The 22616-nt window shown below is 63.6% G+C and carries 20 protein-coding genes and 2 pseudogenes; 6 read left to right on the plus strand and 16 right to left on the minus strand.

From position 1 onward, the window contains the following. Positions 1–196 precede the first annotated feature (196 nt). Positions 197–2019: pseudogene (gene oadA / locus D6C00_RS00420) on the plus strand (sodium-extruding oxaloacetate decarboxylase subunit alpha). Next, positions 2019–2618: a Maf family protein gene (locus D6C00_RS00425; protein ID WP_305000407.1), complete on the plus strand. Its 600-nt coding sequence runs from the start codon at positions 2019–2021 to the stop codon at positions 2616–2618. The pseudogene oadA and the gene D6C00_RS00425 overlap by 1 nt, the downstream one beginning before the upstream one ends. Positions 2619–2858: 240 nt before the next feature. On the opposite strand, the gene D6C00_RS00430 is transcribed toward D6C00_RS00425, so the two are convergent. From D6C00_RS00430 to rluC, 3 genes and pseudogenes are all read right to left on the minus strand, one after another. Further along, on the minus strand, positions 2859–3872 hold the full coding sequence (locus tag D6C00_RS00430; protein ID WP_125179811.1) for a S49 family peptidase: 1014 nt from the start codon (positions 3870–3872) through the stop codon (positions 2859–2861). Between the two features lie 174 nt (positions 3873–4046). Further along, positions 4047–4727 (minus strand): HAD-IA family hydrolase, encoded by a 681-nt coding sequence (locus tag D6C00_RS00435; protein ID WP_125179812.1) that lies wholly within the window; start codon positions 4725–4727, stop codon positions 4047–4049. Between the two features lie 118 nt (positions 4728–4845). Continuing rightward, positions 4846–5813 (minus strand): annotated as a pseudogene (gene rluC / locus D6C00_RS00440) (23S rRNA pseudouridine(955/2504/2580) synthase RluC). Between the two features lie 671 nt (positions 5814–6484). Here rluC and rne point away from each other — a divergent pair. Then, positions 6485–8989, plus strand: a complete 2505-nt coding sequence (gene rne, locus D6C00_RS00445) for a ribonuclease E (RefSeq protein WP_125179813.1) — start codon at positions 6485–6487, stop codon at positions 8987–8989. Positions 8990–9130: 141 nt separating this feature from the next. Here the strand turns inward: rne and D6C00_RS00450 are convergent, their stop codons facing one another. Then, complete coding sequence (locus D6C00_RS00450) at positions 9131–9622, minus strand: low molecular weight protein-tyrosine-phosphatase (RefSeq protein ID WP_125179814.1); 492 nt, start codon at positions 9620–9622, stop codon at positions 9131–9133. Positions 9623–9748: 126 nt separating this feature from the next. On the opposite strand from D6C00_RS00450, the gene D6C00_RS00455 reads away from it, so the two are divergent. Further along, positions 9749–10036, plus strand: coding sequence for a hypothetical protein (locus D6C00_RS00455; protein WP_125179815.1), 288 nt, complete (start codon positions 9749–9751; stop codon positions 10034–10036). Between the two features lie 149 nt (positions 10037–10185). Here D6C00_RS00455 and D6C00_RS00460 read toward each other — a convergent pair whose 3' ends face one another. Beyond that, the gene (locus tag D6C00_RS00460; RefSeq protein ID WP_125179816.1) at positions 10186–10623 is read right to left on the minus strand and encodes a secondary thiamine-phosphate synthase enzyme YjbQ; all 438 of its coding nucleotides are present in this window, start codon (positions 10621–10623) and stop codon (positions 10186–10188) included. A 91-nt stretch (positions 10624–10714) separates the two neighbouring features. Here D6C00_RS00460 and D6C00_RS15350 point away from each other — a divergent pair, with 91 nt between their 5' ends. Both D6C00_RS15350 and D6C00_RS00465 read left to right on the plus strand, forming a co-directional pair. Continuing rightward, positions 10715–10945: a FitA-like ribbon-helix-helix domain-containing protein gene (locus tag D6C00_RS15350; protein ID WP_158675230.1), complete on the plus strand. Its 231-nt coding sequence runs from the start codon at positions 10715–10717 to the stop codon at positions 10943–10945. Then, the gene (locus D6C00_RS00465; RefSeq protein ID WP_158675231.1) at positions 10899–11345 is read left to right on the plus strand and encodes a type II toxin-antitoxin system VapC family toxin; all 447 of its coding nucleotides are present in this window, start codon (positions 10899–10901) and stop codon (positions 11343–11345) included. The genes D6C00_RS15350 and D6C00_RS00465 overlap by 47 nt, the downstream gene beginning before the upstream one ends. 203 nt (positions 11346–11548) lie before the next feature. On the opposite strand, the gene D6C00_RS00470 is transcribed toward D6C00_RS00465, so the two are convergent. The 11 genes from D6C00_RS00470 to D6C00_RS00520 form a co-directional block, all read right to left on the minus strand. Then, complete coding sequence (locus D6C00_RS00470; protein ID WP_125179818.1) at positions 11549–12067, minus strand: hypothetical protein; 519 nt, start codon at positions 12065–12067, stop codon at positions 11549–11551. A 55-nt stretch (positions 12068–12122) separates the two neighbouring features. Continuing rightward, positions 12123–12794: a nuclease-related domain-containing protein gene (locus D6C00_RS00475; protein WP_125182300.1), complete on the minus strand. Its 672-nt coding sequence runs from the start codon at positions 12792–12794 to the stop codon at positions 12123–12125. A 415-nt stretch (positions 12795–13209) separates the two neighbouring features. Beyond that, positions 13210–13992 (minus strand): DUF1566 domain-containing protein, encoded by a 783-nt coding sequence (locus D6C00_RS15355; RefSeq protein ID WP_158675232.1) that lies wholly within the window; start codon positions 13990–13992, stop codon positions 13210–13212. A gap of 654 nt (positions 13993–14646) precedes the next feature. Further along, positions 14647–14892, minus strand: coding sequence for a DUF2442 domain-containing protein (locus tag D6C00_RS00485; protein WP_241546756.1), 246 nt, complete (start codon positions 14890–14892; stop codon positions 14647–14649). 56 nt (positions 14893–14948) lie between these two features. Next, the gene (gene kdsB, locus D6C00_RS00490; protein ID WP_125179820.1) at positions 14949–15710 is read right to left on the minus strand and encodes a 3-deoxy-manno-octulosonate cytidylyltransferase; all 762 of its coding nucleotides are present in this window, start codon (positions 15708–15710) and stop codon (positions 14949–14951) included. Between the two features lie 261 nt (positions 15711–15971). Next, positions 15972–16169, minus strand: a complete 198-nt coding sequence (locus D6C00_RS00495; protein WP_125179821.1) for a Trm112 family protein — start codon at positions 16167–16169, stop codon at positions 15972–15974. 224 nt (positions 16170–16393) lie between these two features. Continuing rightward, positions 16394–17407 (minus strand): tetraacyldisaccharide 4'-kinase, encoded by a 1014-nt coding sequence (gene lpxK / locus D6C00_RS00500; RefSeq protein ID WP_125179822.1) that lies wholly within the window; start codon positions 17405–17407, stop codon positions 16394–16396. Then, entirely contained in the window at positions 17407–19155 is a 1749-nt protein-coding gene (msbA, locus tag D6C00_RS00505; protein WP_125179823.1) for a lipid A export permease/ATP-binding protein MsbA, read from the minus strand. The genes lpxK and msbA overlap by 1 nt, the downstream gene beginning before the upstream one ends. Then, positions 19155–19580, minus strand: a complete 426-nt coding sequence (locus tag D6C00_RS00510; protein WP_125179824.1) for an ExbD/TolR family protein — start codon at positions 19578–19580, stop codon at positions 19155–19157. The genes msbA and D6C00_RS00510 overlap by 1 nt, the downstream gene beginning before the upstream one ends. Next, positions 19577–20212, minus strand: a complete 636-nt coding sequence (locus D6C00_RS00515) for a MotA/TolQ/ExbB proton channel family protein (protein ID WP_177433189.1) — start codon at positions 20210–20212, stop codon at positions 19577–19579. Before D6C00_RS00515 ends, D6C00_RS00510 begins: the two co-directional genes overlap by 4 nt. 64 nt (positions 20213–20276) lie before the next feature. Beyond that, positions 20277–22601 carry a DNA internalization-related competence protein ComEC/Rec2 gene (locus D6C00_RS00520; RefSeq protein WP_125179825.1) on the minus strand — a complete coding sequence of 775 codons (2325 nt, stop codon included), beginning with the start codon at positions 22599–22601 and terminating at the stop codon, positions 20277–20279. Positions 22602–22616: the final 15 nt, after the last annotated feature.

The raw sequence follows: 22616 nt of genomic DNA on the forward strand, positions 1-22616 counted from the left end.
ACAGATTTCGTCATCCCGGCGCAGGCCGGGATCCAGGCACCTCTGCGGTCACTGGATTACTCGCTGCGCTCGCCCTTCGGGCCGCCCTCCGGGCGTTCAACGCGCTGCGCGCTTTTGTCCGGCCTGCGCCGGAATGACGGGAACAAGGTTGCTCATGCACGGTCAGGCAATGTCACAATAATAGGACTTTTTTTCGATGGCGAAGACCCACATCACCGAACTCGTGCTGCGCGACGGCCATCAGTCGCTGATCGCCACCCGCATGCGCACCGAGGATATGCTGCCCATCTGCCCCCAGCTCGACCAGGCCGGCTACTGGTCGCTGGAGGTCTGGGGCGGGGCTACCTTCGATGCCTGTCTGCGCTATCTCAAGGAGGATCCCTGGGAGCGCCTGCATCAGCTGCGCCGGGCCCTGCCGAACTCACGGCTGCAGATGCTGCTGCGCGGCCAGAATCTGCTCGGCTACCGCCATTATTCGGATGACGTTGTCAGCGCCTTCGTCGAACGCGCCGCGGCGGGCGGCATCGATGTGTTCCGCATCTTCGATGCGCTCAACGACACCCGCAACCTGGAAACCGCCATCCGTGCGGTCAAGGCCACCGGCAAGCACGCCCAGGGGACGATCTGCTACACGACCAGCCCGGTCCACGACATCGGGACCTTCATGGACATGGCGCGCGAACTGGAACGTCTCGGCTGCGACAGCATTGCCATCAAGGACATGGCGGGACTGCTCACGCCCATGGTGGCCGGCGAGCTGATCCGCGGGCTCAGACAGGCCGTGAGTATCCCGCTGCATCTGCACATGCACGCCACGGCGGGGGTGGCGGAGATGTGTCAGTTGAAGGCGCTCGAGAACGGTTGCGAACACATCGACACAGCGATTTCATCCTTCGCCGGCGGCGCCAGTCATCCGCCCACCGAGAGCATGGTCGCGGCACTCGCCGGCACCGATTACGACACCGGCCTGGATCTGAACGCCCTGCAGGAGATCGGTTTCTATTTCCGTGAAGTGCGCAAAAAGTACCACCAGTTCGAGAGCGACTTCACCGGCCTGGACACCCGGGTGCAGATCTACCAGGTGCCCGGCGGCATGATCTCAAACCTCTACAACCAGCTGCGCGAACAGGGCGAGCTGGGCCGCATGAATGAAGTGCTGGCCGAAATTCCGCGGGTGCGCGAGGACCTGGGGTACCCGCCGCTGGTTACGCCCACTTCACAGATCGTCGGCACCCAGGCAGTGATGAACGTGCTCACCGGCGCCCGCTACAAGAGCATCACCAATGAAGTGAAGCTCTATCTGCAGGGCCGCTATGGCCGCGCACCCGGTGAGGTGAACGCCATGCTGCGCCAGCAGGCCATCGGCAACGAGGAGGTGATCGACACCCGTCCCGCCGACCTGCTCTCGCGCCGGAGATGGACAACCTGCGCGGCGAGATCGGCGAGCTGGCGCAATCGGAAGAAGACGTGCTGACCTATGCCATGTTCCCCGAGATCGGCCGCGAGTTCCTGGAACACCGCAACAACGGCACCCTCGTCCCCGAACCGCTGGAGCCGCCTGCGGGCAACGGTGATATGGGCCGGCCAACCGAATTCAATGTCACCCTGCACGGCGAGACCTACCACATCCGCGTGACCGGGGCCGGCCACAGGAGCCAGGACAAGCGGCCCTTCTATCTCAGCGTCGACGGCGTGCCCGAGGAGATTCTGCTGGAATCGCTGGAAGAGCTGGAATATGACGAAGGCGGTGCCCCGCAGCCGCGTCAGCCCAGAGGCAGCAACCGCCCGCGCGCGACCCAGCCCGGGCATGTCACCACCTCCATGCCCGGTACCGTGATCGACGTGCTGGTCGAGGTCGGCGCGGGGGTCAATGCCGGCGATCCCCTGCTGGTGGCCGAGGCGATGAAGATGGAAACCGAGATCCAGGCACCCATCGCCGGCACGGTCACCGCCATCCATGTGGCAAAGGGGGACCGCGTCAATCCCGACGAAACCCTGCTGGAAATCGAGCCCGCCTGATGTCGGATAATCCAGCCCTGATGCTCACCCTGGTGCTCGGTTCGAGTTCGCCCTTCCGTCGTGAACTGCTGGAGCGACTGGGCCTGCCGTTCGAATGCCACAGCCCGGACATCGACGAGTCCGCCCGTGCCGGCGAGGCGCCGCGCGACCTGGTCGCGCGCCTGTCCGAGGCCAAGGCCAGGGCCGTGGCCCAGGCCTGGCCGCAGGCCCTGATCATCGGCTCCGACCAGGTCGCGGTCGTCGACAACGAAATCCTGGGCAAGCCCGGCAACCAGGAGAAGGCGCGCGCACAGCTCGCCCGGCTGTCCGGCCGGAGTGTGACCTTTCTGACCGGGCTGTGCCTGTATAACAGTGCATCGGACCGCGTGCAGCTGGACGTGATTCCCTACCGGGTGGATTTCCGCAGCCTCACACCCGAACAGATCGAGCGTTATCTGGAACAGGAACAGCCCTACAACTGCGCCGGCAGCTTTCGCTCCGAGGCCCTGGGCGTGACCCTGTTCAAACGCATGCAGGGTGACGACCCCAGCGCCCTGGTCGGGCTGCCGCTGATCCGGCTGGTGGAGATGCTGGCGGAGGAAGGGGTGGTGTTGCCCTAGTGGACACAAAGAGCCTCAAACGCAAAGGCGTCGAAGGCGCGCGACGGATGTGAAGACGTAGGTCGGGTTACGCCTTCCAGGCTGACCTGTGTCGCTGGATCCCCGCCTGCGCGGGGATGACGATGGCGGTTATCGCAACCGACATTTATGCAACGATTGGGTTTTCTCGGTTTACCTTCGCGCGCCTTCGACGCCTTTGCGGTTTAATGCTTCTGGGCAGCAGCAGAATCAGGACAGGCCCTATTCCAACCGCGCCCCGTCCACTCCCAGGGTGGTGCCCAGGGCCTGGCCGACAGAGGCACCGAACTCACGGGCGAAGCGTTCGAAGAAGTCCGGGCGCGGGGTGTAATCGATGATCTCCTCGGCGCCGATCACCTCGCGGGCAACCTGGCCGGCACTGCCGAAGCCGTCGGCCAGGCCCAGTTCCACGCCGCGCGCGCCGGTCCAGATCAGGCCGGTGAAGATGGCCGGGTCTTCGCTCAGGCGCTCGCCGCGGCCTTTCTTTACGGTGTCGATGAACTGCTGGTGCACCTCGTCGAGCAGGGCCTCGACGTGTTCCACGTCCTCCTCGCGGGCGGGCAGGAAGGGGTCGAGGAAGGCCTTGTTCTCGCCGGCGGTGAGCAGGCGGCGCTCGATGCCCAGCTTGTCGATGGCATCGACGAAACCGAAGCTGTCCATGCGCACGCCGATGGAGCCGATGATGCTGGACTCGTTGACGAAGATCCTGTCGGTCGCGGCGGCGACGTAGTAGCCGCCGGAGGCGCAGATGTCGCTGACCACGGTGTAGATGGGCTTGTCCGGATACTCCTCGCGCAGCCGGCTGATCTCGTTGTTGATATAGGCCGCCTGTACCGGGCTGCCGCCGGGGCTGTTGATGCGCAGGATGACGCCGGCGGACTTTCTGGCCTCGAAGGCATTGCGCAGGCCCCGGGCCAGGGTATCGGCATTGGCCGGGCTCTGGGCCGAGATGACGCCGCTCAGATCGACCAGGGCAGTGTGCTGGCCGGCGGCCACACTGCTCGTATCCCAGTGGTCGGTGCGGGCCAGGAACAGCAGTCCGAACAGATAGAAGAAGATCAGGATCTTGAACAGGATGCCCCAGCGCCGGGTGCGGCGCTGTTCGATCAGCGAGGCGAAGGCCAGGCGGTTGAGCAGGTCACGCTCCCAGTTCACCTCGGGGCTGCGCTCCCTGGACTGCTGATTCCGGTCGGATTTGTCTCCGCCCGGCGGTTCCGCCCAGTTGTCTTCGCTCATGGGTTGTTTTTCCTAGGGCCTGTTAACACTACCGCAGACGCCGTCATCCCCGCGTAGGCGGGGATCCAGCAGTCGCGGCGGCTTATGGATTCCCGCCTGCGCGGGAATGACGCTGCGTTTAGTGTAGCCACATATAGTTCCTGAGTAACAGGCCCTATCCCGTCTGCTCGGCAGTCAGTGGCGGTTGCTGAGCCGCAGCTCCGCCAGCCAGTCATTGATGTCGGTGAACTGCTCCAGGCATACCACCGGTGCGTGGCGCTGCAGCCGCTCCCATTCATGTACGCCATACGATACCGCAACCGGATGGGTATTGGCATTGCGCGCCATGGCCATGTCGTATTCGGTATCACCGATCATGGCCGTCTGGTGACCGGGCATATCCAGCTCATGCATGATCTCCTGCAGCATCTGCGGGTGCGGCTTGGAGCGGGTCTCGTCGGCGCAGCGGGTGGCGTGGAAGACGGCATTCAGGCCGCTGATTTCCAGCGCCCGGTCCAGGCCGGCGCGGCCCTTGCCGGTCGCCACCGCCAGCAGGAAGCCCTCCTCCTTCAGCAGCTGCAGGGTCTCGACCACGCCCGGAAACAGGCTGCTGGCCTCGAGCTGTCCCAGCCAGTGCTCGCGGTAGCGGGCGGCGAGTTCACCGGCCAGCGTCTCGCCGTGCTCGGGATACAGGCTGGTGACGGCCTCCTTCAGACCCAGGCCGATGATGTTGCGGATCTCGTCCGGGCTGCGCTCGGGCAGGGCGAGGTCCGCGGCGGCGGCCCGCATGCAACCGACGATCTGGGCCTCGGAATCCATCAGGGTGCCATCCCAGTCGAACACAAGGAGCTTCAGCTCTCTGAGGTTATTATCCATAATTACTTACACTTGTGAGGAATTTTTCAAGCAGATTCTATATCTGTTCCCGGGCCTGCGGGCAGGTGCAGGCGTCTACGGGGCGCGCATTCTACCCGGATCGGATGACAAATGCGCGTCAGGATTCCCGGGATGCGGGAATAATGGGGTCGCGGTGCAGTTTTTCCAGTACCCCGTGCAGTTCAGCGTCCAGGGGCGCGCTGACCTGAACCCGCTCGCCCGTGGCCGGATGGTCGAAGGCAATCAGGTGGGCGTGCAGAAACAGCCGGTTCAGGCCGCGGGCCTTCAGTGCCCGGTTGAAGTCCGGATCGCCGTATTTGTCGTCCCCGGCCAGCGGATGCCCGAGGTGGGCCGCATGCACCCGGATCTGGTGAGTGCGGCCGGTGTGCAGCACCGCCTCGACCAGGCTGGCACCGGGCCAGGCCTCCACCAGGCGCAGATCGGTGCGGGCCGGTTTGCCGTCCTCGGCCACCTGCACCATGCGCTCGCCGCCACGCAGCTGGTTGCGTCGCAGCGGCGCCTCCACCCGTTGCCGCCCGGCAGCGAGCTGGCCCCGGACCAGGGCGAAGTAGCGCTTGTCCATGCGATTCTCGCGCAGCTGCTCGTGCAGGGCCCGCAGGGCACTGCGGCGCTTGGCCAGGATCAGGCAGCCCGAGGTTTCGCGATCCAGCCGGTGCACCAGCTCCAGGAACTTCGCCTCCGGCCGGGCCGCGCGCAGCGCTTCGATCACCCCGAAACTCAGACCGCTGCCGCCGTGTACCGCCATGCCGGCAGGCTTGTCCACCACCAGCAGCCGGTCGTCTTCATAGAGGATACGGCCGGCCAGCTGCCGGCCCGGCGCCGGGCCCGGACCGGCCTTCTGCGCCGCGGTCGTGACCGGCGGGATGCGGACCTGATCCCCCCGCCCAGCCGGTAATCGGCGCGGACCCGGCCCCGGTTGACCCGGACCTCCCCCTTGCGCAGCAACCGGTAGATACGGCTGCGCGGCACGCCTTTCAGTATGCGCAGCAGGTAGTTATCAATGCGCTGATCGGCGTCCTCGGCATCGATTTCCACCATCTGGACGCGTGATTTGTCCATATTCATGGCCGGCTATCATAGCAGCCGGAGCGGCTGGCCCGCATTTTTCACCGCCGTTCGTCGCGAGACGGTTCCAGGGTGCGGTATGGCGGGCTTTCGCGACCGAGGAGCGCGCAGGCATAGTCGACACTATGTCGAGCACACTCCGACCGAGCGAAAGCCAGACAGGGCGTGCCCTGGGGCCGTCGCAGTAGAAGGGCGGTGAGAAATGCGGGCTCGGAACAGAACGGAAATCTTCTCGCTAAGCAATTGATTTGAGGGGAGCCCGTTGATATAGTTGGGCCGTCGATTTGCCCGGTTGGCCGGTTTTGGCCGGCGGACCGGAATTGCAGGCGACTGCGCAGCACGCGCCGACAAGTTGTCAACACAAAACAGGTCGCACGCATGCCGCAACGCCACCCCGGCTGATGCAGCCCCCGCGGTTCGAGACATTATCCCGCCGTTGCATCAGCCGGTTTCAAACTCAGGCAATACGGTTTCATTTCACATGAATTTGTTTGTTCCCTGTTTCATGTCGAGCACGACCGGCCTTGCGGAGCGGACCCGGGCACTATTGGTGCTGATGGGTCTGTCCCCCTGGCTGCAGCCGCTGCTGGACCGCGCCTGGCCGGCGGCATCTCCGCGCCGCGCCGCGCGGCCTGACCTGAAACGGGTCGAGCAACGGCGAGAACTGACTTATGAAAAGAATGCTTGTCAATGCAACTCAACCCGAAGAGTTGCGCGTGGCCATGGTCGATGGCCAGAAACTCTACGATCTCGATATCGAGGTCCCTTCCCGCGAGCAGAAAAAATCCAATATCTACCAGGGTAAGATCACCCGTGTAGAACCCAGTCTGGAAGCGGCCTTCGTCGATTACGGCGCCGACCGCCACGGCTTTCTGCCGCTCAAGGAAATCGCCCGCAGCTATTTCTCCGAACAGGCGCTGTCCGGCGACGGCCGCCCCAGCATCAAGGATGCGGTCAGGGAAGGCCAGGAACTGGTCGTCCAGGTGGAGAAGGAGGAGCGCGGCCAGAAGGGTGCGGCGCTGACCACCTTCATCAGCCTGGCCGGACGTTATCTGGTGCTGATGCCCAACAACCCGCGCGCCGGTGGCGTGTCGCGCCGCATCGAGGGCGACGACCGCAGCCAGGTCCGCGACATCATGTCCGAGCTGAACATCCCGGACGGCATGGGGCTGATCGTGCGCACCGCCGGCGTGGGCCGCTCCACCGAGGAGCTGCAGTGGGACCTGGACTACCTGCTTCAGCTCTGGAGCGCGATCGAGAAGGCCGCCGACGAGGGCAAGGCCCCGTTCCTGATCTACCAGGAGAGCAACGTCATCATCCGGGCCCTGCGCGACTACCTGCGCTCGGACATCGGCGAGATCATGATCGACGACGCCCAGGTCTTCGAACGGGCGCGCGAGTTCATGGAACTCGTCATGCCGCACAACCTGCACAAGCTCAAGCGCTACGACGACCCGGTGCCGCTGTTCTCGCGCTACCAGATCGAGAGCCAGATCGAGTCGGCTTTCCAGCGCGACGTCACCCTGCCCTCGGGCGGCTCCATTGTCATCGACCACACCGAGGCGATGCTGTCCATCGACATCAACTCGGCGCGCGCCACCAAGGGCAGCGACATCGAGGAGACGGCGCTCAACACCAACCTGGAGGCGGCCGATGAGATCGCCCGCCAGCTGCGCATCCGGGACCTGGGCGGGTTGATCGTCATCGACTTCATCGACATGTCCGCGGCCAAACACCAGCGCGAAGTGGAGAACCGCCTGAAGGAGGCGCTGAAGATGGACCGCGCCCGGGTCCAGGTCGGGCGCATCTCGCGCTTCGGCCTGCTGGAGATGTCGCGCCAGCGCCTGCGGCCGTCGTTGGGCGAGTCCAGCCAGATCGTCTGCCCGCGCTGCAACGGCCACGGCACGGTGCGCGGGGTGGAATCCCTGGCCCTGGCGGTGCTGCGCATCGTCGAGGAGAACGCCATGAAGGAGAAGACCGCGCGCGTGGTGGCCCACGTGCCGGTCGAGGTGGCGACCTTCCTGCTCAACGAGAAGCGTGGGCCGCTGTACGAGATCGAGCAACGCTACAGGGTCAGCGTCATGCTCATCCCCTCCCCCTCACTGGAGACGCCGAACTACGAGGTCCGGCGCCTGCGCACCGACGAGGTCAAGGGCGAGCAGGCCGCCGCCAGCTTCGAGCTCATCCCCGAGGAGACGCTCGAGGCGGGTGAGCCGGCCGGCGAGGCCGTGACCCGTCGGGTCGAGGAGCCGGCCGTGAAGATGCTGGTGCCCTCCTCCCCGGTGCCGCCGCCGACCCCTGTCAGCGAGGCGCCGGCCCGGCCGGCCGCCGGCGGTCAGCCCGGTCTCCTCAAGCGCCTGTGGTCGAACCTGTTCGGCACCCCGGAGCCGGGGGAGAGCGCGGAAGAGAAGCCCTCCCGCGCCAGCGGCGGCAAGGGCCGTCAGGACAGCCGCAGCGGTACGGGCGGAGGCCGCAGTGACAACCGCAACGGCGGCGGCCGCAGCCGCAGCAGCTCCGGCAGCCGCAGCGGCGGTAACCGCAGCCGGGCCAAGCGCCAGGAGCCGTCCCAGGACAAGGCCGCTCAGGACAAGCCGACGCCGGCCAGGTCACAGGAAACCCGGGGCGAGGCCAAGTCCGAAACCAAACCCGAGGCCAAGGCCAAACCCGAGCCGAAGGCCCAGGGTGAAGGCGGCGAATCCGGCCAGACCCAGGGCCGCGAATCCCGCAGCGGCCGCAGCGGTCGCCGGGGCCGGCGCGGCGGCAGCGGCCGGCGCCGCTCCGGCGGCAGCAACCGCCAGCGCGAAGGCGGACAGGCGCAGGCTCAGGGCGAGAACCAGGGCCAGGCGCCGACGCAGGACAATGAAAACCGTCCCGCCGCACAATCCGGCACCAGCAAAGCCGCCGGCGGCGATCAGGGCAAGGATGGCAGCCAGCAGGTCGGCGGCCAGGTGGTCGAAATGAAGGCCCAGGACAAGCCGGCCGAAAAGCCGGTCGAAAAGCCGGCTGACAGCACCCTCAACCCCAAGCCCGCCCCGAGCGGCGGCGACACGGCCGGGCCGGCACCGGCGGCCAGCCAGGACAAGCCCGCCCCGGCACGCTCCGATGCGCCGGCCGACAAACCCGCGGCCGAATCCGCGCCGAAGGACCCGGCCAAGGTGGTGGGCAACAAGGAATAGCAGGCTGGATGGTAGACGTAGGCCGGGGCGCTGCGCGTATCCCGGCCTACGGCCTTAAACAATTGTCCGTCATTGCGAGGAACGAAGTGACGCGGCAATCTCCACGCTGCGCTTATCCCGGCCTACGACTTTTATCGTAGCCTACAGCCTGTGCTCGATCCGGATGTGCTCGAGCAGCCCGTGCGAGGCCGCCTCGATCAGGTCCAGCACCCGCTCGAAGCCCTGCTTGCCGCCATAGTAGGGATCCGGCACATCGGTGTCCTGCAACTCCCGGGCGAATTCCAGGAACAGTTTCAGGCGCTGTTCGTAGTCCGGCAGCACCAGTTCCTGCAGATCGGCATAGTTGCTGCGATCCATGGCCAGCACATAGTCGAATTCGATGAAATCCTCGACCTGCACCTTGCGCGCGCGCTGCGCGGACAGATCATAACCGCGCTTGCCGGCGGCCTCCTGCGCCCGTGCATCCGGCGGCTCACCCACATGATAGGCATGGGTGCCGGCCGAATGAATCTCGATCCGGTCCAGCAGACCGGCCTCCTCGACCACCTTCTCGAACACGCCCTGGGCCGTGGGCGAACGGCAGATATTGCCCATGCACACGAACAGCACGCGCACCTTGTTCTGATCACTCATGTTCGGCTTCTCTTTCTCTGTTACTGCAAATCCACATTCTTATATTCTAAAACAATAACTTGGACTCGGGAAGCCGGAACCCGCTGCCCAGTTGCATCCGGGTGGAGAATGACCGAATATCCGGGAATGAACAGTGAATCCGATCAGGAACCGATTGACGACCTCCAGCGCCTGCGCGCCGCCATCGGCCAGGTGGTGCAGGTGCAGGACCGTGCCTGCCGCATCATGGAAGTGCTGGAGGACGGCCCCAGCGTCGTAATCGAGTGCCTGGGCATGGACAAGACCATCCAGGCCAACCAGTTCGGGGATGCCACCCGCCGCGTCGCCCAGACCCGCACCATCCCGCTCTATGACCGCGAACAGAGGCCGAACCCGGATATTGAACTGCTGTTCGAGGCGCTGCAGGAGAAATAAGCATCCCCGGCACCTAGCCGTAACCGTCATCCCCGTACTTTATAACGTCATCCCCGCGCAGGCGGGGATCCAGAAACCGCCATCGCCAACGGTCTACTGCCGTTCCCGTCTCATCTAGATACCATTACGGTCAGCCGCGAACGCCTCTCTCACTCCCCCACCACCTGCACCGCAACCGTCCGCTCCCGCGGCCCATCCAGTTCCACCAGCAGAACCGACTGATACTGCCCCAACACCAATTGCCCCTCACTCACCGGCACCACCTCAGAACTGCCCAGCATCATCGCCACCAGATGCGAATGCGCATTCTCCGGCTCATCCGCTGGACAGTCGCGCAAATGGATATCGTTGTGCAGATACCTGTCCCTTGGCGGGACCAGCTTAGTAAAGAAGTCCTTCACATCCTCCAGCAGTCGCGCCTCGTTCTCGTTGATGGTCAATGCCGTGGTGGTGTGCCGGGAGGTGACGGTGACAAAGCCGTTACCGATACCGCTGTCGGCCAGGCAGTCCCGGATCTGCGGAGTGACATCATGCAGGGAGATGCCGGCAGAGGTGGACAACTGCAACTGAAGGTATCTGGTGAGCATGTGCAGCCTCTATATCTCATTGTTATTTATTGAATAAATGGTGTATGGATGTCATGTTGATTACACCGTGTGTATGGTGCAGCATATTTTCATGCACCGCACTCAGATCATTCTCGAAGACTGGCAATATCAGGTTCTGCGCGCCCGGGCCGAGCGGGAAGGACGCAGCATGTCAGCGGTGGTGCGCGATATTCTGCAGACCGCGCTCAGTCCACCGGCCGGACAGAAAAGCCGCCTCGGCGAGATCGGCGGCATGGGAGAGGACACCGCCTCCTATGGCCGTGACCACGACCAATACCTGTATGGGGAAGACGCCGACTGATGCAGCGGCTGTTTGTCGATACCAGCGCCTGTGGTTTGCCTTCGCCAATCGTCGGGATCCGGATCATGCCGCTGTGCGCGCGGTACTTGATGGCTTCGAGGGGCGCCTGACCACTTCCAATTACATCTTCGACGAAACCATTTCACTGTGTCTTTACCGTCTCGGACACACTGTCGCGGAACGCGTCGGAAACGTCCTGCTCGACCCCAATACAGTCGACCAAATCCGCCTCCTGCCAGAAGACGAACAGGCCGCGTGGGCACTGTTCCGCAACCGCGCCGACAAGCACTACAGCTTCACCGACTGCACCTCCTTCGCGCTCATGCGCCGCCTCGGCATAACCACCGCTCTGGCCCTGGACTCGGATTTCCGCATCGAGGGATTCGAACTCTTGCCATGAACAGCATGTGGCATGGAAGCCGAATCCGGGGACAGTATATTAATCCTACAAGCACTGCCTTGGTGTGCTGGGAATTAGGTATACTGTCCCCGGAATAGAGGTTGATAGCTGCAACTGGAAGTATTTGATGAGCAAGTATCAGTTACCTAACAAGTCCGTTTTCGACCAAGAGCCGACGTTGGCAATATGGGATTGCTGATAGCTTATACTGCAAGTTTACATATTGATTTACCCTTTACTCCACTTGCATGTACAGAAAATTTTGTTGCCGTGAATTGTGGAATAATAATATTCCCCCGTCCAAATGACTTGCCTGCTTGGACCATATATACGAAAGCGCCATCGTCACGCCAGCTCAATCTAAAAGTAACTCTCTTGGATCTATTGATAAAGCCAGAAAACGGAAAATTGTAATACATTTCTTCATCATTCCCGGCTTCAATAAAAAATACATATCCCTTATCTGTTTCTGCACGTGCCATACTAATTTGAACGAATTTTTTCCCTTCACCGTGAGCACGCAACGTGAAACCAGGGCCCCACTCGCCTTCGTAGGAAAAACTTGAAAAATCGACCGTGCACTCGGCATCTTGTGTGTGTTCCACATCTTCTTTCAAGATGGCTTGAACCATGCCCGCAGGCACATCAAAAGGTGTTTCCGATTCATCAGCCCAAACGCATAAACTAAAAACGAATAATACTAGCGCATTAAATAATCTCATTATTCTATGTCCGCAGGTTTAAATCCAAGCTTAAAAATAATGGATCGGTTTGAGATCAAGATTTTGCATCTTGCCGTTTCTCCTTAGCCTCGCGCGAGAGCGAATTGAGATGTTGAACGTGGTTGCGGTGTGTTTCACGAGATGGCACAAGGCGTCCAGACTCAATCTGTGTCACAGCAGCCAGCACCTGCACTTCAGACAAAATAGGCTCGCGGAATGATTTGATGTAGGAAATATAGCCGCCACCCCGAGTTACATTTGGTGGCATTGGCGTTTTAAACGTACCTTCGCCCACAAAAACGATAACAGACCGAATGGCTTCCGCAGGCACGTCTAGTGCCGCCTCAAGCGCCTTTGTGTGCTTGTAATTCTGACGCAAAGGATTCTGAAATTTGAACGATTTCTTAAAGACTTTTTGAGTCCACTGAGCCTGATTTTTGTCGCCAAAAATCCAACCCTTCATATTTTTTGTCTCAACAACGAAGATACCGAATCGCGATACAAAAATATGATCGATCTGAGTTGTGCCATCCAATGCTGGCAATGTCACGTTGTGAATTGGATGATAGATTCTTCGTGGTAGACTGATTCTAGAGGCTACCTTGACGAGCGCCTCTCCAAGAACACCTTTGAGCCAGGCTGATTGAAAAATACTAATTATGATAGCCGCTGGAACCAACCACCATAGCGCAGTCAGGATTTGGCTTATAATTTGAGAAGAATCCATCACATCTTATTACCTAATTCATTCAAAATTGCAATATCGTCGGTATTCGTAGCCTGAGATGCTACTCTCATTCCCATGAGAGCACGTTAAGTAAAGGGAATTCAGCTCTGTCTGGACACGACCAGAAGCCGACGTGCGACCTGCGTGTACAGCTGCCACAGAGCCATCGTATCTGCTGACCGGCGCGCGTTGTGTGCAGACTGGAAGCTGCTGTTGTGCGACTTTGTGCTATCACTTAACACCGAGCCCAGTAAGCAAGCATCAGAAAAGGGGTCGGTGACAAATGCTAATGCAAATGATTACCACTTGTCACCGACCCCTTTAATTGCCTTTAATTGAAAAATCACGTCAGCCCGCCCTGTCGGGCGGGCACTTGGGGGAAGGCTCCCCCAAACCCCCTCAAAAGCGCCAAATGTCAGCGCTGGCGTCTTGCCAAGCCGAGCAGTCCCAGCAGGCCGCTGCCGAACAGCCACACGGCGGCGGGGACCGGTACGGCGCTGACATCGCCGGAGCGAACAGCCCACGCGAACTCGCTGAAGCTCTGGCCGATTGCGTCCTGGGTGCCGTTGCGGAAGAAGAAGCCCCAGGCGTTACTGGAACCCAACGCCGACCCCGAAAAGTAGAAGTCGGACTGGACGTTGGAAAAGGGACCGGTGTTGGACAGGCCCGAGCCGGTCGGTGTTACGCAGGAACCCGGGCTGGTGTCATTCGGGGTGCAGAACCCCAGGTTGCCCAGGGTCACGTAGAACATATGCCCCATCTCCGACACAGGCGTGCCCGAGCCGTCCACCCAGCCGTCGGCGTCGGCATAACCTTTATCCGTCGTGGCGTTGTTGCTGAACAACGTGTTGAAGCTCGTGCCGTCGATCGGCGTGACGGTCGGCAGCCGCCAGCCGGTGATGCCGTTGACATCGAGACCCGCCGCCCAGGCGTTGGCCGAGGACCAGGTCATCCGGCCATCATTGGGACTAAAGCCATCATCAAACGCCGAGCCAACACCGGCATTGGCATCCGCCAGCCAGGTGATGTCCAGGGTGGTGTCGTAGTAGGCTTCGATGGTCGCCGAATTGCCGTCCAGATCGCGCCCTTGCAGCGTGCTCTCCCAGGTGCCCTGGCCGGAAATGCCAGCGGCATGGGCGGTCGCTGATACCAGTGCCATGGCGCAGGCGCTGGCCGCGCCCCAAAGACGTGATTCCATATCCATTCTCCCCTGACCCCGTAGACTGCGGGGCTTCGTTGTGTTGATGGCGATCGCGGGCGTTTGAATGCCCGCTGTTATCACGATCACGATAGTTCCCTGGGCAAGATACAGACCATTGAAACACTAGGGGGGAGTAACATGCTGTTATTTATTCAGTTTACTGCCTGCCTACCTGTTTGACCGGTTTGCCACTGTCAACCGACTGTATAGCTTACCGACAAACGCGAAATCGACGATATTCGCTTTCCCATTGATATTAAGAGATTATTTGATACATGTCACAAGCTGAACCCTTGTCGATAGCCTTTACGGCTATCCCTGTTTTTTTGTGCACGATAAGCCGCCAACGCCCGCTCATACCGTGGCCGCACAACGACCGGTTTGCACCGCAATGGCGGATATTCGCGCGGGCAAAAGAGATGGTAAGTGTGGGCCGACAACAGTTATTCAGTATTTACTAATTTATATATCGCTAAAGTTCCGCTTTGTGCCGAAAGCAAACAACCTACTGATAATAACTATCGTGACTGAGCAGTCTTGGGAATTACAATCAAACATCCTTGTTTCGCATCGCAAGTTATGGCGCTTGGCTTTGTTTTGAGAATCACCGATCCTTGACCTAATTTTTGCATCATCAGATGCGATATATGTTTAGCCAAGGATTTCTTTATGTTCTACCGGTTTCAATCCTGAAATCAGCGTCTCTGGCGCAATATCCTGCTCATGAGGCCAGGTGACCGCGCCGAGTACAATCCCGACCTCGGAAAAATATTCTTTATCCCTGAGTTCCCTGAACACTCCATGATCCAGGTATGGTTTGAGGTCAAATATTCCCTTCCGACCGTCCTCCAGCTCGACATAAATCTGATAGTCGTCAAGGGGGCGTACTTTTGTCACATCCCAATGCATGGTTACCTAACAATGGATCGAACTTGTGAGTCAATTCCGGCTGATCACTCTGCTGCCAACAGTCCCGCTACCCTTTCCAGATCAGCCTGCGTATCCACCCCATGCCCCGGCGTCTCCGGCGCGTCTGCAACATGAATGCGTACACCGTGCCACAGCGCCCGCAGCTGTTCCAGCATCTCGCTGTTTTCGATCGGCGCCGGTTCCAGCTGTCGGTAGTGTTGCAGGAATCCGGCGCGGTAGGCGTACATGCCGATGTGGCGCAGGTGGGGTACACCCTTGGGCAGGGTCTTGCTGCCGGTGGCGAATTCGTCGCGGTCCCAGGGGATGGGGGCGCGGCTGAAGTACAGGGCGTAGCCTTGGCTGTCGCGCACCACTTTCACGATATGCGGGTCGAAGAAGTCCTCGGCGCAGTCGATGGGGGTGCACAGGGTGGCGATGTCGGCGTCGGGGTGGGCCTCCAGGGCCTCGGCGACGGTGCGGATCAGGCTGGGCGGCATCAGGGGCTCGTCGCCCTGGAGATTGACGATGATGGCGTCGGCAGGCCAGTTGCGGGTCTCGGCCACCTCGGCGATGCGGTCGGTGCCGGAGGGGTGGTCGGCGGCGGTCATGGCGACGCCGGCGCCGAAGGCCTCGGCGGCTTCGCGGATGCGGTCGTCGTCGGTGGCGACGATGACCTCCCCTGCCCCGCTCTCGCAGGCGCGGCGGTAGACGTGTTCGAGCATGGGGCGCCCGGCGATCTCCAGCAGCGGTTTGCCCGGCAGGCGGCTGGAGGCATAGCGCGCCGGGATGACGACCTTGAAGCTCATGCGGTTCTGTACTCCTTGAGCATGGTATTTTCGCGTTCAGTCAGCTTGTCAGTGTTCATGGCAAGGCGCGCCTCGCCGGGAATGGGGCCCCCTTGCCAAGAGGCGCAACGCTGTCCATGGAGGCTGACAAGCTGATCCGAAGGACGCTCCCCGGGTGTCCCGCCGCGGCGTTGCAGCCTTTGACAAGGGAGCGGCCATTGCCTGCAGGCTGCGCCTTGCGGCGAAACACCCGGGGAAGCGCTGAACGCGAAAATACCATGCTCAAGGAGTACTGCCCTTCGGGACCTCTTCTTCCGGGGGCAGTTCGCGGGCTTCGTCGGCCAGCAGGACCGGGATGCCGTCGCGGATGGGATAGGCCAGGCGGTCGCCGCGGCAGATCAGTTCCTGTTCGGCCTTGAGGTAGACCAGGGGGGCCTTGCAGAGGGGGCAGACGAGGATGTCTAGGAGTTTTTTGTCCATGGGTGTGGGTTCCGGGGATTGTGCTGATGGGGGACAGTGTAACGCATTCATGGGGTTCGTCTAAGTCGTCCGGGGATTGCTTAGAAGGCGGTCGTTTTGCCTGTCATCGTCATCCTGGCGCACGCCGGGATCCAGATGCCGCTGTGGGTACTGGATCCCGGCCTTCGCCGGGATGACGGAAAAAAATACGGGATGATGGAAAAAATACGGGATGATGGGATTGATCAGGATTTCTCCGGGGTGACGACACGCTTGTCATGAGTGCTCCTCTCCTGGAGCAGGCGTTGCAGGCGGGTTTCGATGCGGGGGTCGAGTTCGGCCTGGATGGGAAGGTACCAGAGGTTGTCGCGGGACAGGCGTTCGCATTTGACGGCGTCTTTTTCCGTCATGACGACCGGGGTGTGATCGTCGGCAAAGTCGAAATCGGTCTCGCGCCAGGTGTGGTGGTCGCGGAAGGTGCGCTGCTTGCGGCAGGTCAGGCCCTGGCGTTCCAGCAGGCGGAAGAAGCGCTCGGGGTGGCCGATGCCGGCGACGGCGTCGACGGACTGGCCGCGCAGTTGGTCGGGGGCCAGTCGCTGGTTGTGATCATGCACCTTGATCAGTTCTCCCGGCACGTAGTGCATGCCGAACTCGCCGCGGCCCGGGGTGCCGTTGCAGACGATCAGGTCGATGTCCTTGAGTCGGGATCTGGGTTCGCGCAGGGGGCCGGCGGGCAGGCAGAAGCCGTTGCCGTAGCGGCGGTCGCCGTCGACCACGGCGATCTCGATGTCGCGGGCCAGGGCGTAGTGCTGCAGGCCGTCATCGCTGATCAGGATGTCGCAGTCGCTGTGCTCCAGCAGCGCCCGGGCGGCGGCGGCGCGGTCCGGGCCGACGGCCATGGGGCAGCCGGTGCGCCGGGCCAGCAGCACGGGTTCGTCGCCGACCGTGCGCGGGTCGCTGTCGGGGCGTACCTGCTGCGGCCAGTGGCGTGCCTTGCCGCCGTAGCCGCGGGCGATGATGCCGGGTGTGTAGCCCTGTGCTTGCAGCCAGGCGGCCAGCCAGGCGATCAGCGGGGTCTTGCCAGTGCCGCCGGCGGTGATATTGCCGACCACGATCACCGGCACGCCCACGCGGTGGGCAGGCCGCAGGCCCAGGCGGTAGGCCTGGCGGCGCAGCCACACCACCGCGCAGTACAGCAGTGCCAGCGGGGTGAGCGCCAGCGCCAGGGGATGGCCTTCGTACCAGAGCCGGTTCCACATTACATCAGGGTCCTGTCACTGAACTGCAGCCGGTACAGGCCGGCATAGTGGCCTTCGCGCGCCAGCAGTTCCTCGTGGCGGCCGGCCTCCACCACCCGGCCCTGGTCCAGCACCAGGATGCAGTCGGCCCGCTCCACCGTGGACAGCCGATGGGCGATGACCAGGGTGGTGCGGCCCTGCATCAGCCGCTCCAGCGCGGCCTGGATGGCACGTTCGGATTCCGTGTCCAGGGCCGAGGTGGCCTCGTCCAGGATCAGGAGGGGGGCGTCCTTGAGCAGGGCTCGGGCGATGGCGATGCGCTGGCGTTGGCCACCGGAGAGCATGGCGCCGTGTTCGCCCACCGGCGTGTCCAGCCCCTGCGGCAGCTCGCGGATGAAGTCCATGGCGCTGGCCAGTTCGGCGGCGCGCTCAATGGCCTCGCGCGGGGCGCCTTCACTCTGGCCGTAGGCGATGTTGCGGGCCACGGTGTCGTTGAACAGCACCACCTCCTGGCCGACCAGGGCGATCTGGCGGCGCAGGTCGGCGAGGCGGTAGTCATGCAGACCCACGCCGTCGAGGCGGATGCGGCCGGACTCGGGTTCGTAGAAGCGCGGGATCAGGTTGGCGAGCGTTGACTTGCCGCTGCCCGAGCGGCCGACCACCGCCACGGTCTGGCCGGGTTCGATGGTGAAGCTCACGCCGTCCAGTACCGGCGGCTGGCCGGTATCGTAACGAAAGCGCACGTCTTCGAATGCCAGCCGCCCCTGGGCCCGGCGGCATTCGTGCGTACCGGTATCCGCCTCCGGGGCCGTGTCGAGCAGGCCGAACAGGCTGGAGGCGGCGGCGATGCCGCGCTGCAGGCTGGCATTGACGCTGGTCAGCCGCTTGAGCGGCGGCATCAGCAGCATCATGGCGGTAATGAAGGAGACGAAGTCCCCGGCGCTGATCGCGTCGGCGGCCGGGTGGCGGGTGGCGAGCCAGATCACCAGGGCGAAGGTGATTGCGCCCAGCAGCTGGACCAGCTGCACACTGAGCGTGCTGGTGGCGATCATCTTCATCTGCAGGGAGCGGTTCTTCTTGTTGACGGCGTCGAAGGCGGCCACTTCCACCGCCTCGCCGCCGAAGGCCTTGATCACCCGCTGCCCGGTCACGGCCTCCTCGGCCAGATGGGTGACATCGCCCATGGAATCCTGAATGCGCCGGTTGACCTCGCGCAGGCGCCGGCTGACGCTGCGGATGAGCACAGCCATCACCGGGCCGATGATCACGAACAGCCCCGCCAGCCAGCCGTTGATGAGAAACATCCAGGCCAGCAGGAACAGCACGGTGAAGCTGTCGCGGATGAGGATGGTGACGGCGTTGGTGCTGGCCTGGGCCACCTGCTCGACGTGATAGATCAGCCGCGCGACCAGATCGCCGGTGGTGCTGCGGTCATAGAAGGCCACGGGCAGGCGCACCAGCTTGCGGAACAGTTCGCCGCGCAGGGTCTCGATCACCCGCCGGCCGACCCAGTTCATGCCGTAGTTGGAGGCGAAGCCGGTCAGGCCGCGGAACACGAACAGCAGGATCAGCAGCAGCGGCACCAGCCGGATCATGTCCGGGTCGCGGGCGACGAAGCCCTCGTCCAGCATGGGCTTCATCAGGGCGGCGAACATGGCGTCGGTCGAGCCGTAGACCGCCATCACCAGACTGGCGAGCAGAAACGGCTTCCAGTAGGGCCGGACATAGGCCAGCAGGCGCCGGTAGTCCGCCCATGCCGTGCCTGCCATCACTGCCCGTCGGTGTCGGTCTGCACGGTAGCCAGCGACACCTGCTTGATCTCGAGCTGGCGGGCGATGTCCATCAGGGTCACGGCGTACTGCAGGGCGCTGTCGCTGTCGGCGCGGATGATCATGGGCAGGTCGCGCTTGTCGCCCAGCAGTTCCTTGATGGCGCGCGTGAGGGTCTCCGGCTTGTTGTTCACCGCCTGCTGGTCGTTGATGAAGATGTCACCGTTGCTCTTGATGGTGACTTCGAGCCGCTCGGGCGGGGCCTTCTCGGCCTCGGTGCTGGCCTCGGGCAGTTCCACCTGAAGCTGGGCCTCGCGTTCGAAGGTGGTCGAGATCATGAAGAAGATCAGCAGCAGAAAGACGACATCGATCAGCGGGGTGAGATTGACGTCGGGCTCGGCCCGTTCGCGGGTGCGCAGTCTCATGCCGGCTCCTGGAAATCAGTGTCGGCCTCGCGCTCACCCTGCATCACCTCGACCATCTTCATGGCCTCCTCCTCCATGCGCACCACCAGCATGTCGACCTTGCCGCGGAAGTAGCGATAGAACATCAGGCTGGGAATGGCCACGGTCAGGCCGGCGGCGGTCGTGATCAGGGCCTCGGAGATGCCGCCGGCGAGCACGCCGGGGTCGCCCACGCCCTGGGTGGTGATGACCGAGAACACCTTGATCATGCCGATCACCGTGCCCAGCAGGCCCAGCAGCGGGGTGATGGCGGCGATGGTGCCCAGGGTGTTGAGGTAGCGTTCCAGCTCCAGCGCGGCATGACGGCCGGTGTCCTGGATCGCTTCCAGCATGATCTCGCGTTCATGATGACGGTTGACCAGGCCGGCGGCGAGGATGCGCCCCATGGGCGAGCCGGTGCGCAGGGAATGAATGTGCACATTGTCCAGCTGCTGATCGCGGATCCAGGTCCAGACCCGGGCGACCAGATGGCGCGGTACCACCCGGCGCACCCGCAGCATCCACAGACGCTCCCCGATGATCGCCAGGGCGATGACCGAGCAGGCAATGATGGGCAGCATCAGCCAGCCGCCGGCTTTGACCAGTTCCAGCACGTCGCGTCCCTCGCAGGGTTTCCGTAAACCCGTCGTATGATACGGATTCGCGTCCGGGCGTGCATCATTGCCGGTCACAGTCGGGATCCGGTCGGTGCCACAGGCGCCGGGCGCGTTCACGGTAGCTGGAAACGGCCGCCCGTGCGTCCGGGCTGTCCAGTTGCAGGTGTAGCGCGCCGGTACAGCCGCTGACCCGCTGTTCCGCGCCCCGGGTCCGATAGCGGGCGCGGATGTCGGGATGCGGAAAACCGTAGCGATTGGCCCGTCCGGCCGGGTGGATGACCAGGTCCGGCGCCACCGCGCGGATGAAGGCCGGCGTCGAGGAGGTGCGGCTGCCGTGATGCGGGCTGACCAGCACGTCGGCCCGCAGGTCGGTGCCGTGACGGCGCAGCAGGGCGTACTCGGCTGCGGCCTCGATGTCGCCCGGCAGCAGCAGCCGGGCGCCGCCGGCGGTCTCGATCAGCAGGACGCAGGAGGCGTCGTTGCGCCCTGCCCCGTCATCCGCCGGGTGCAGGATGCGAAAGCGCACGCCGTCCCGGGTCCAGGCCTGGCCGTCGCGGCAGGGACGGGCATCCGGGGCCGGGGCCGGCGGGTCGCTGTACAGAACCCGCGCCGGCGCGTAGGCCTCGATGAGCGAGCCGGCGCCGCCGCTGTGGTCGTTGTCGCCGTGGCTGACGATGAGTGTATCCACCGCCGTCCTGCCCTCCGCCCGCAGGAACGGCACCAGCACCGCCGCGCCGGTATCCAGCCCCGAGGCGAAGCGCGGGCCGGTGTCATAGACCAGGGTATGCTGACGGGTGCGAATCACCACCGCCAGGCCCTGGCCCACGTCCAGCACATCCACCCAGGCCGTGCCCGGCGGCGGCCGCGCTGCCGGGTACAGGAGCAGTGGCAGGATCAGCAGCGCCCAGAGCCCCCGGCGCCAGGGCCGTCCGCTCCAGACCAGGAGGCCCAGCACGCCGGCCAGGGCCGGGACCACTGTCCACAGCGGCCGGGCCAGGTGGAGTTCCGCCAGCGGGACGGCCGCCAGCCGGCCCAGCAGCCATTCGAGTGCCGTATAGGCCAGCCCGGCCAGGGCCCAGAGGCCCTCCGCCGGGCCGGGTGCGGGCGCGAATAGCGCAACCCCGAGCAGGGTCAGGGGGACCACCACCAGGCTGACCCAGGGAATGGCGACAAGATTGGCCAGGGGAGAGAGCCAGGCGGCGGTATGAAAGCTCAGAACGGTCAGCGGCATCAGCCCGAGACTGAGCAGCAACTGGGCCTGAATCAGCCGCCAGCCGCGCCCCGCGGCCGAAGCCGCCGGCGGGGTCCGGCGCAGGCGCAGGTAGAACAGCACCAGCAGCAGCACCGCCCCGAACGACAGCCAGAAGCCGCTGCCCAGCACCGCCAGCGGGTCGTGCAACAGCACCAGGATCAGGGCCAGTCCGAGGGTGTTCAGCGGATGGACCTGACGCTGCAGCCAGACGGCGGTACAGGCCAGCCAGATCATGATCAGGGCCCGCTGGGTGGGGATGGAGAAGCCGGCCAGGGCGGCATAGCCCAGGGCCCCGGCCATGGCTGCCAGGGCGCCGGCCCGCGGCGCGGCCAACAGCTGCACCAGGGCGGGAGAGAGCCCCCACGACAGCCGGAGCAGACCGAAGCAGAGTCCGGCGACCAGGCCCACATGCAGGCCGGAGATGGCCATCAGGTGACTGGTGCCGGTGACCCGGAACAGGTCCCACTGGGCGTCCGTCAGCCCATGGCGGGCCCCGAGCGCCAGCGCCAGGATGACCTCCCCGCCCGGCCGCGACAGCACCCGGTCCTCGAAGGCCCGGTGCAGACCCCGGCGCCAGGCCGCCGGCCGGTACCAGGCCGGTTCGGCCAGCCGCTCGCCGGCCTGATCCCGGACATAGCCGGTGGCGCCGATGCGCTGGCGGAACAGCCAGGCCTCGTAATCGAAGCCGCCCGGGTTGCGAAAACTCCAGGGCGGCTTCAGCCGCACCCGCACCCGCCAGCGCTCCCCCACCCGCGGGCGCTGCTGCGGGTCATACCAGCTCAAGCGCAGGCGCTGCGGGAACGCTACAGGGAGAGGACCGTCCACGCGACCCTCGACACGGAAGGGAAAACGCAGCACCCGCTGCCCCCGCGCGGGGATATCATCGACAACACCGACCAGGGTGATATCTTCGCCTTCCAGCGCCGGCGGCAGCTGCGACTGCAATTGCGCGGCGGCCTGCCACCAGAAACCGGCCAGGCCGGCCAGGGCGGCAGCCAGATACAGATGTCGGCGAAACAGGCTGAACAGCAGGGCCGCGGCGAGCGCCCAGGCCCAGAGCGGATCGGGCAGGCGGCTGAAACACAACGGCAGGCACAGGGTGCCGCCGAGAAAGGCGATGGCATAGCGATACATGTTCGTCCCTGAACA

This window comes from Thiohalobacter thiocyanaticus (genome assembly GCF_003932505.1).
GTDB lineage: Bacteria > Pseudomonadota > Gammaproteobacteria > Thiohalobacterales > Thiohalobacteraceae > Thiohalobacter > Thiohalobacter thiocyanaticus.

What these genes read in the sequence shown, in the direction of transcription:
- D6C00_RS00425 (WP_305000407.1), top strand. Translation starts at nt 2,019, where the DNA reads ATGTCGGATAATCCAGCCCTGATGCTCACCCTGGTGCTCGGTTCGAGT.
- D6C00_RS00430 (WP_125179811.1), bottom strand. Translation starts at nt 3,872, where the DNA reads ATGAGCGAAGACAACTGGGCGGAACCGCCGGGCGGAGACAAATCCGAC.
- D6C00_RS00435 (WP_125179812.1), bottom strand. Translation starts at nt 4,727, where the DNA reads ATGGATAATAACCTCAGAGAGCTGAAGCTCCTTGTGTTCGACTGGGAT.
- rne (WP_125179813.1), top strand. Translation starts at nt 6,485, where the DNA reads ATGAAAAGAATGCTTGTCAATGCAACTCAACCCGAAGAGTTGCGCGTG.
- D6C00_RS00450 (WP_125179814.1), bottom strand. Translation starts at nt 9,622, where the DNA reads ATGAGTGATCAGAACAAGGTGCGCGTGCTGTTCGTGTGCATGGGCAAT.
- D6C00_RS00455 (WP_125179815.1), top strand. Translation starts at nt 9,749, where the DNA reads ATGAACAGTGAATCCGATCAGGAACCGATTGACGACCTCCAGCGCCTG.
- D6C00_RS00460 (WP_125179816.1), bottom strand. Translation starts at nt 10,623, where the DNA reads ATGCTCACCAGATACCTTCAGTTGCAGTTGTCCACCTCTGCCGGCATC.
- D6C00_RS15350 (WP_158675230.1), top strand. Translation starts at nt 10,715, where the DNA reads ATGCACCGCACTCAGATCATTCTCGAAGACTGGCAATATCAGGTTCTG.
- D6C00_RS00465 (WP_158675231.1), top strand. Translation starts at nt 10,899, where the DNA reads ATGGCCGTGACCACGACCAATACCTGTATGGGGAAGACGCCGACTGAT.
- D6C00_RS00470 (WP_125179818.1), bottom strand. Translation starts at nt 12,067, where the DNA reads ATGAGATTATTTAATGCGCTAGTATTATTCGTTTTTAGTTTATGCGTT.
- D6C00_RS00475 (WP_125182300.1), bottom strand. Translation starts at nt 12,794, where the DNA reads ATGGATTCTTCTCAAATTATAAGCCAAATCCTGACTGCGCTATGGTGG.
- D6C00_RS15355 (WP_158675232.1), bottom strand. Translation starts at nt 13,992, where the DNA reads ATGGAATCACGTCTTTGGGGCGCGGCCAGCGCCTGCGCCATGGCACTG.
- kdsB (WP_125179820.1), bottom strand. Translation starts at nt 15,710, where the DNA reads ATGAGCTTCAAGGTCGTCATCCCGGCGCGCTATGCCTCCAGCCGCCTG.
- D6C00_RS00495 (WP_125179821.1), bottom strand. Translation starts at nt 16,169, where the DNA reads ATGGACAAAAAACTCCTAGACATCCTCGTCTGCCCCCTCTGCAAGGCC.
- lpxK (WP_125179822.1), bottom strand. Translation starts at nt 17,407, where the DNA reads ATGTGGAACCGGCTCTGGTACGAAGGCCATCCCCTGGCGCTGGCGCTC.
- msbA (WP_125179823.1), bottom strand. Translation starts at nt 19,155, where the DNA reads ATGGCAGGCACGGCATGGGCGGACTACCGGCGCCTGCTGGCCTATGTC.
- D6C00_RS00510 (WP_125179824.1), bottom strand. Translation starts at nt 19,580, where the DNA reads ATGAGACTGCGCACCCGCGAACGGGCCGAGCCCGACGTCAATCTCACC.
- D6C00_RS00520 (WP_125179825.1), bottom strand. Translation starts at nt 22,601, where the DNA reads ATGTATCGCTATGCCATCGCCTTTCTCGGCGGCACCCTGTGCCTGCCG.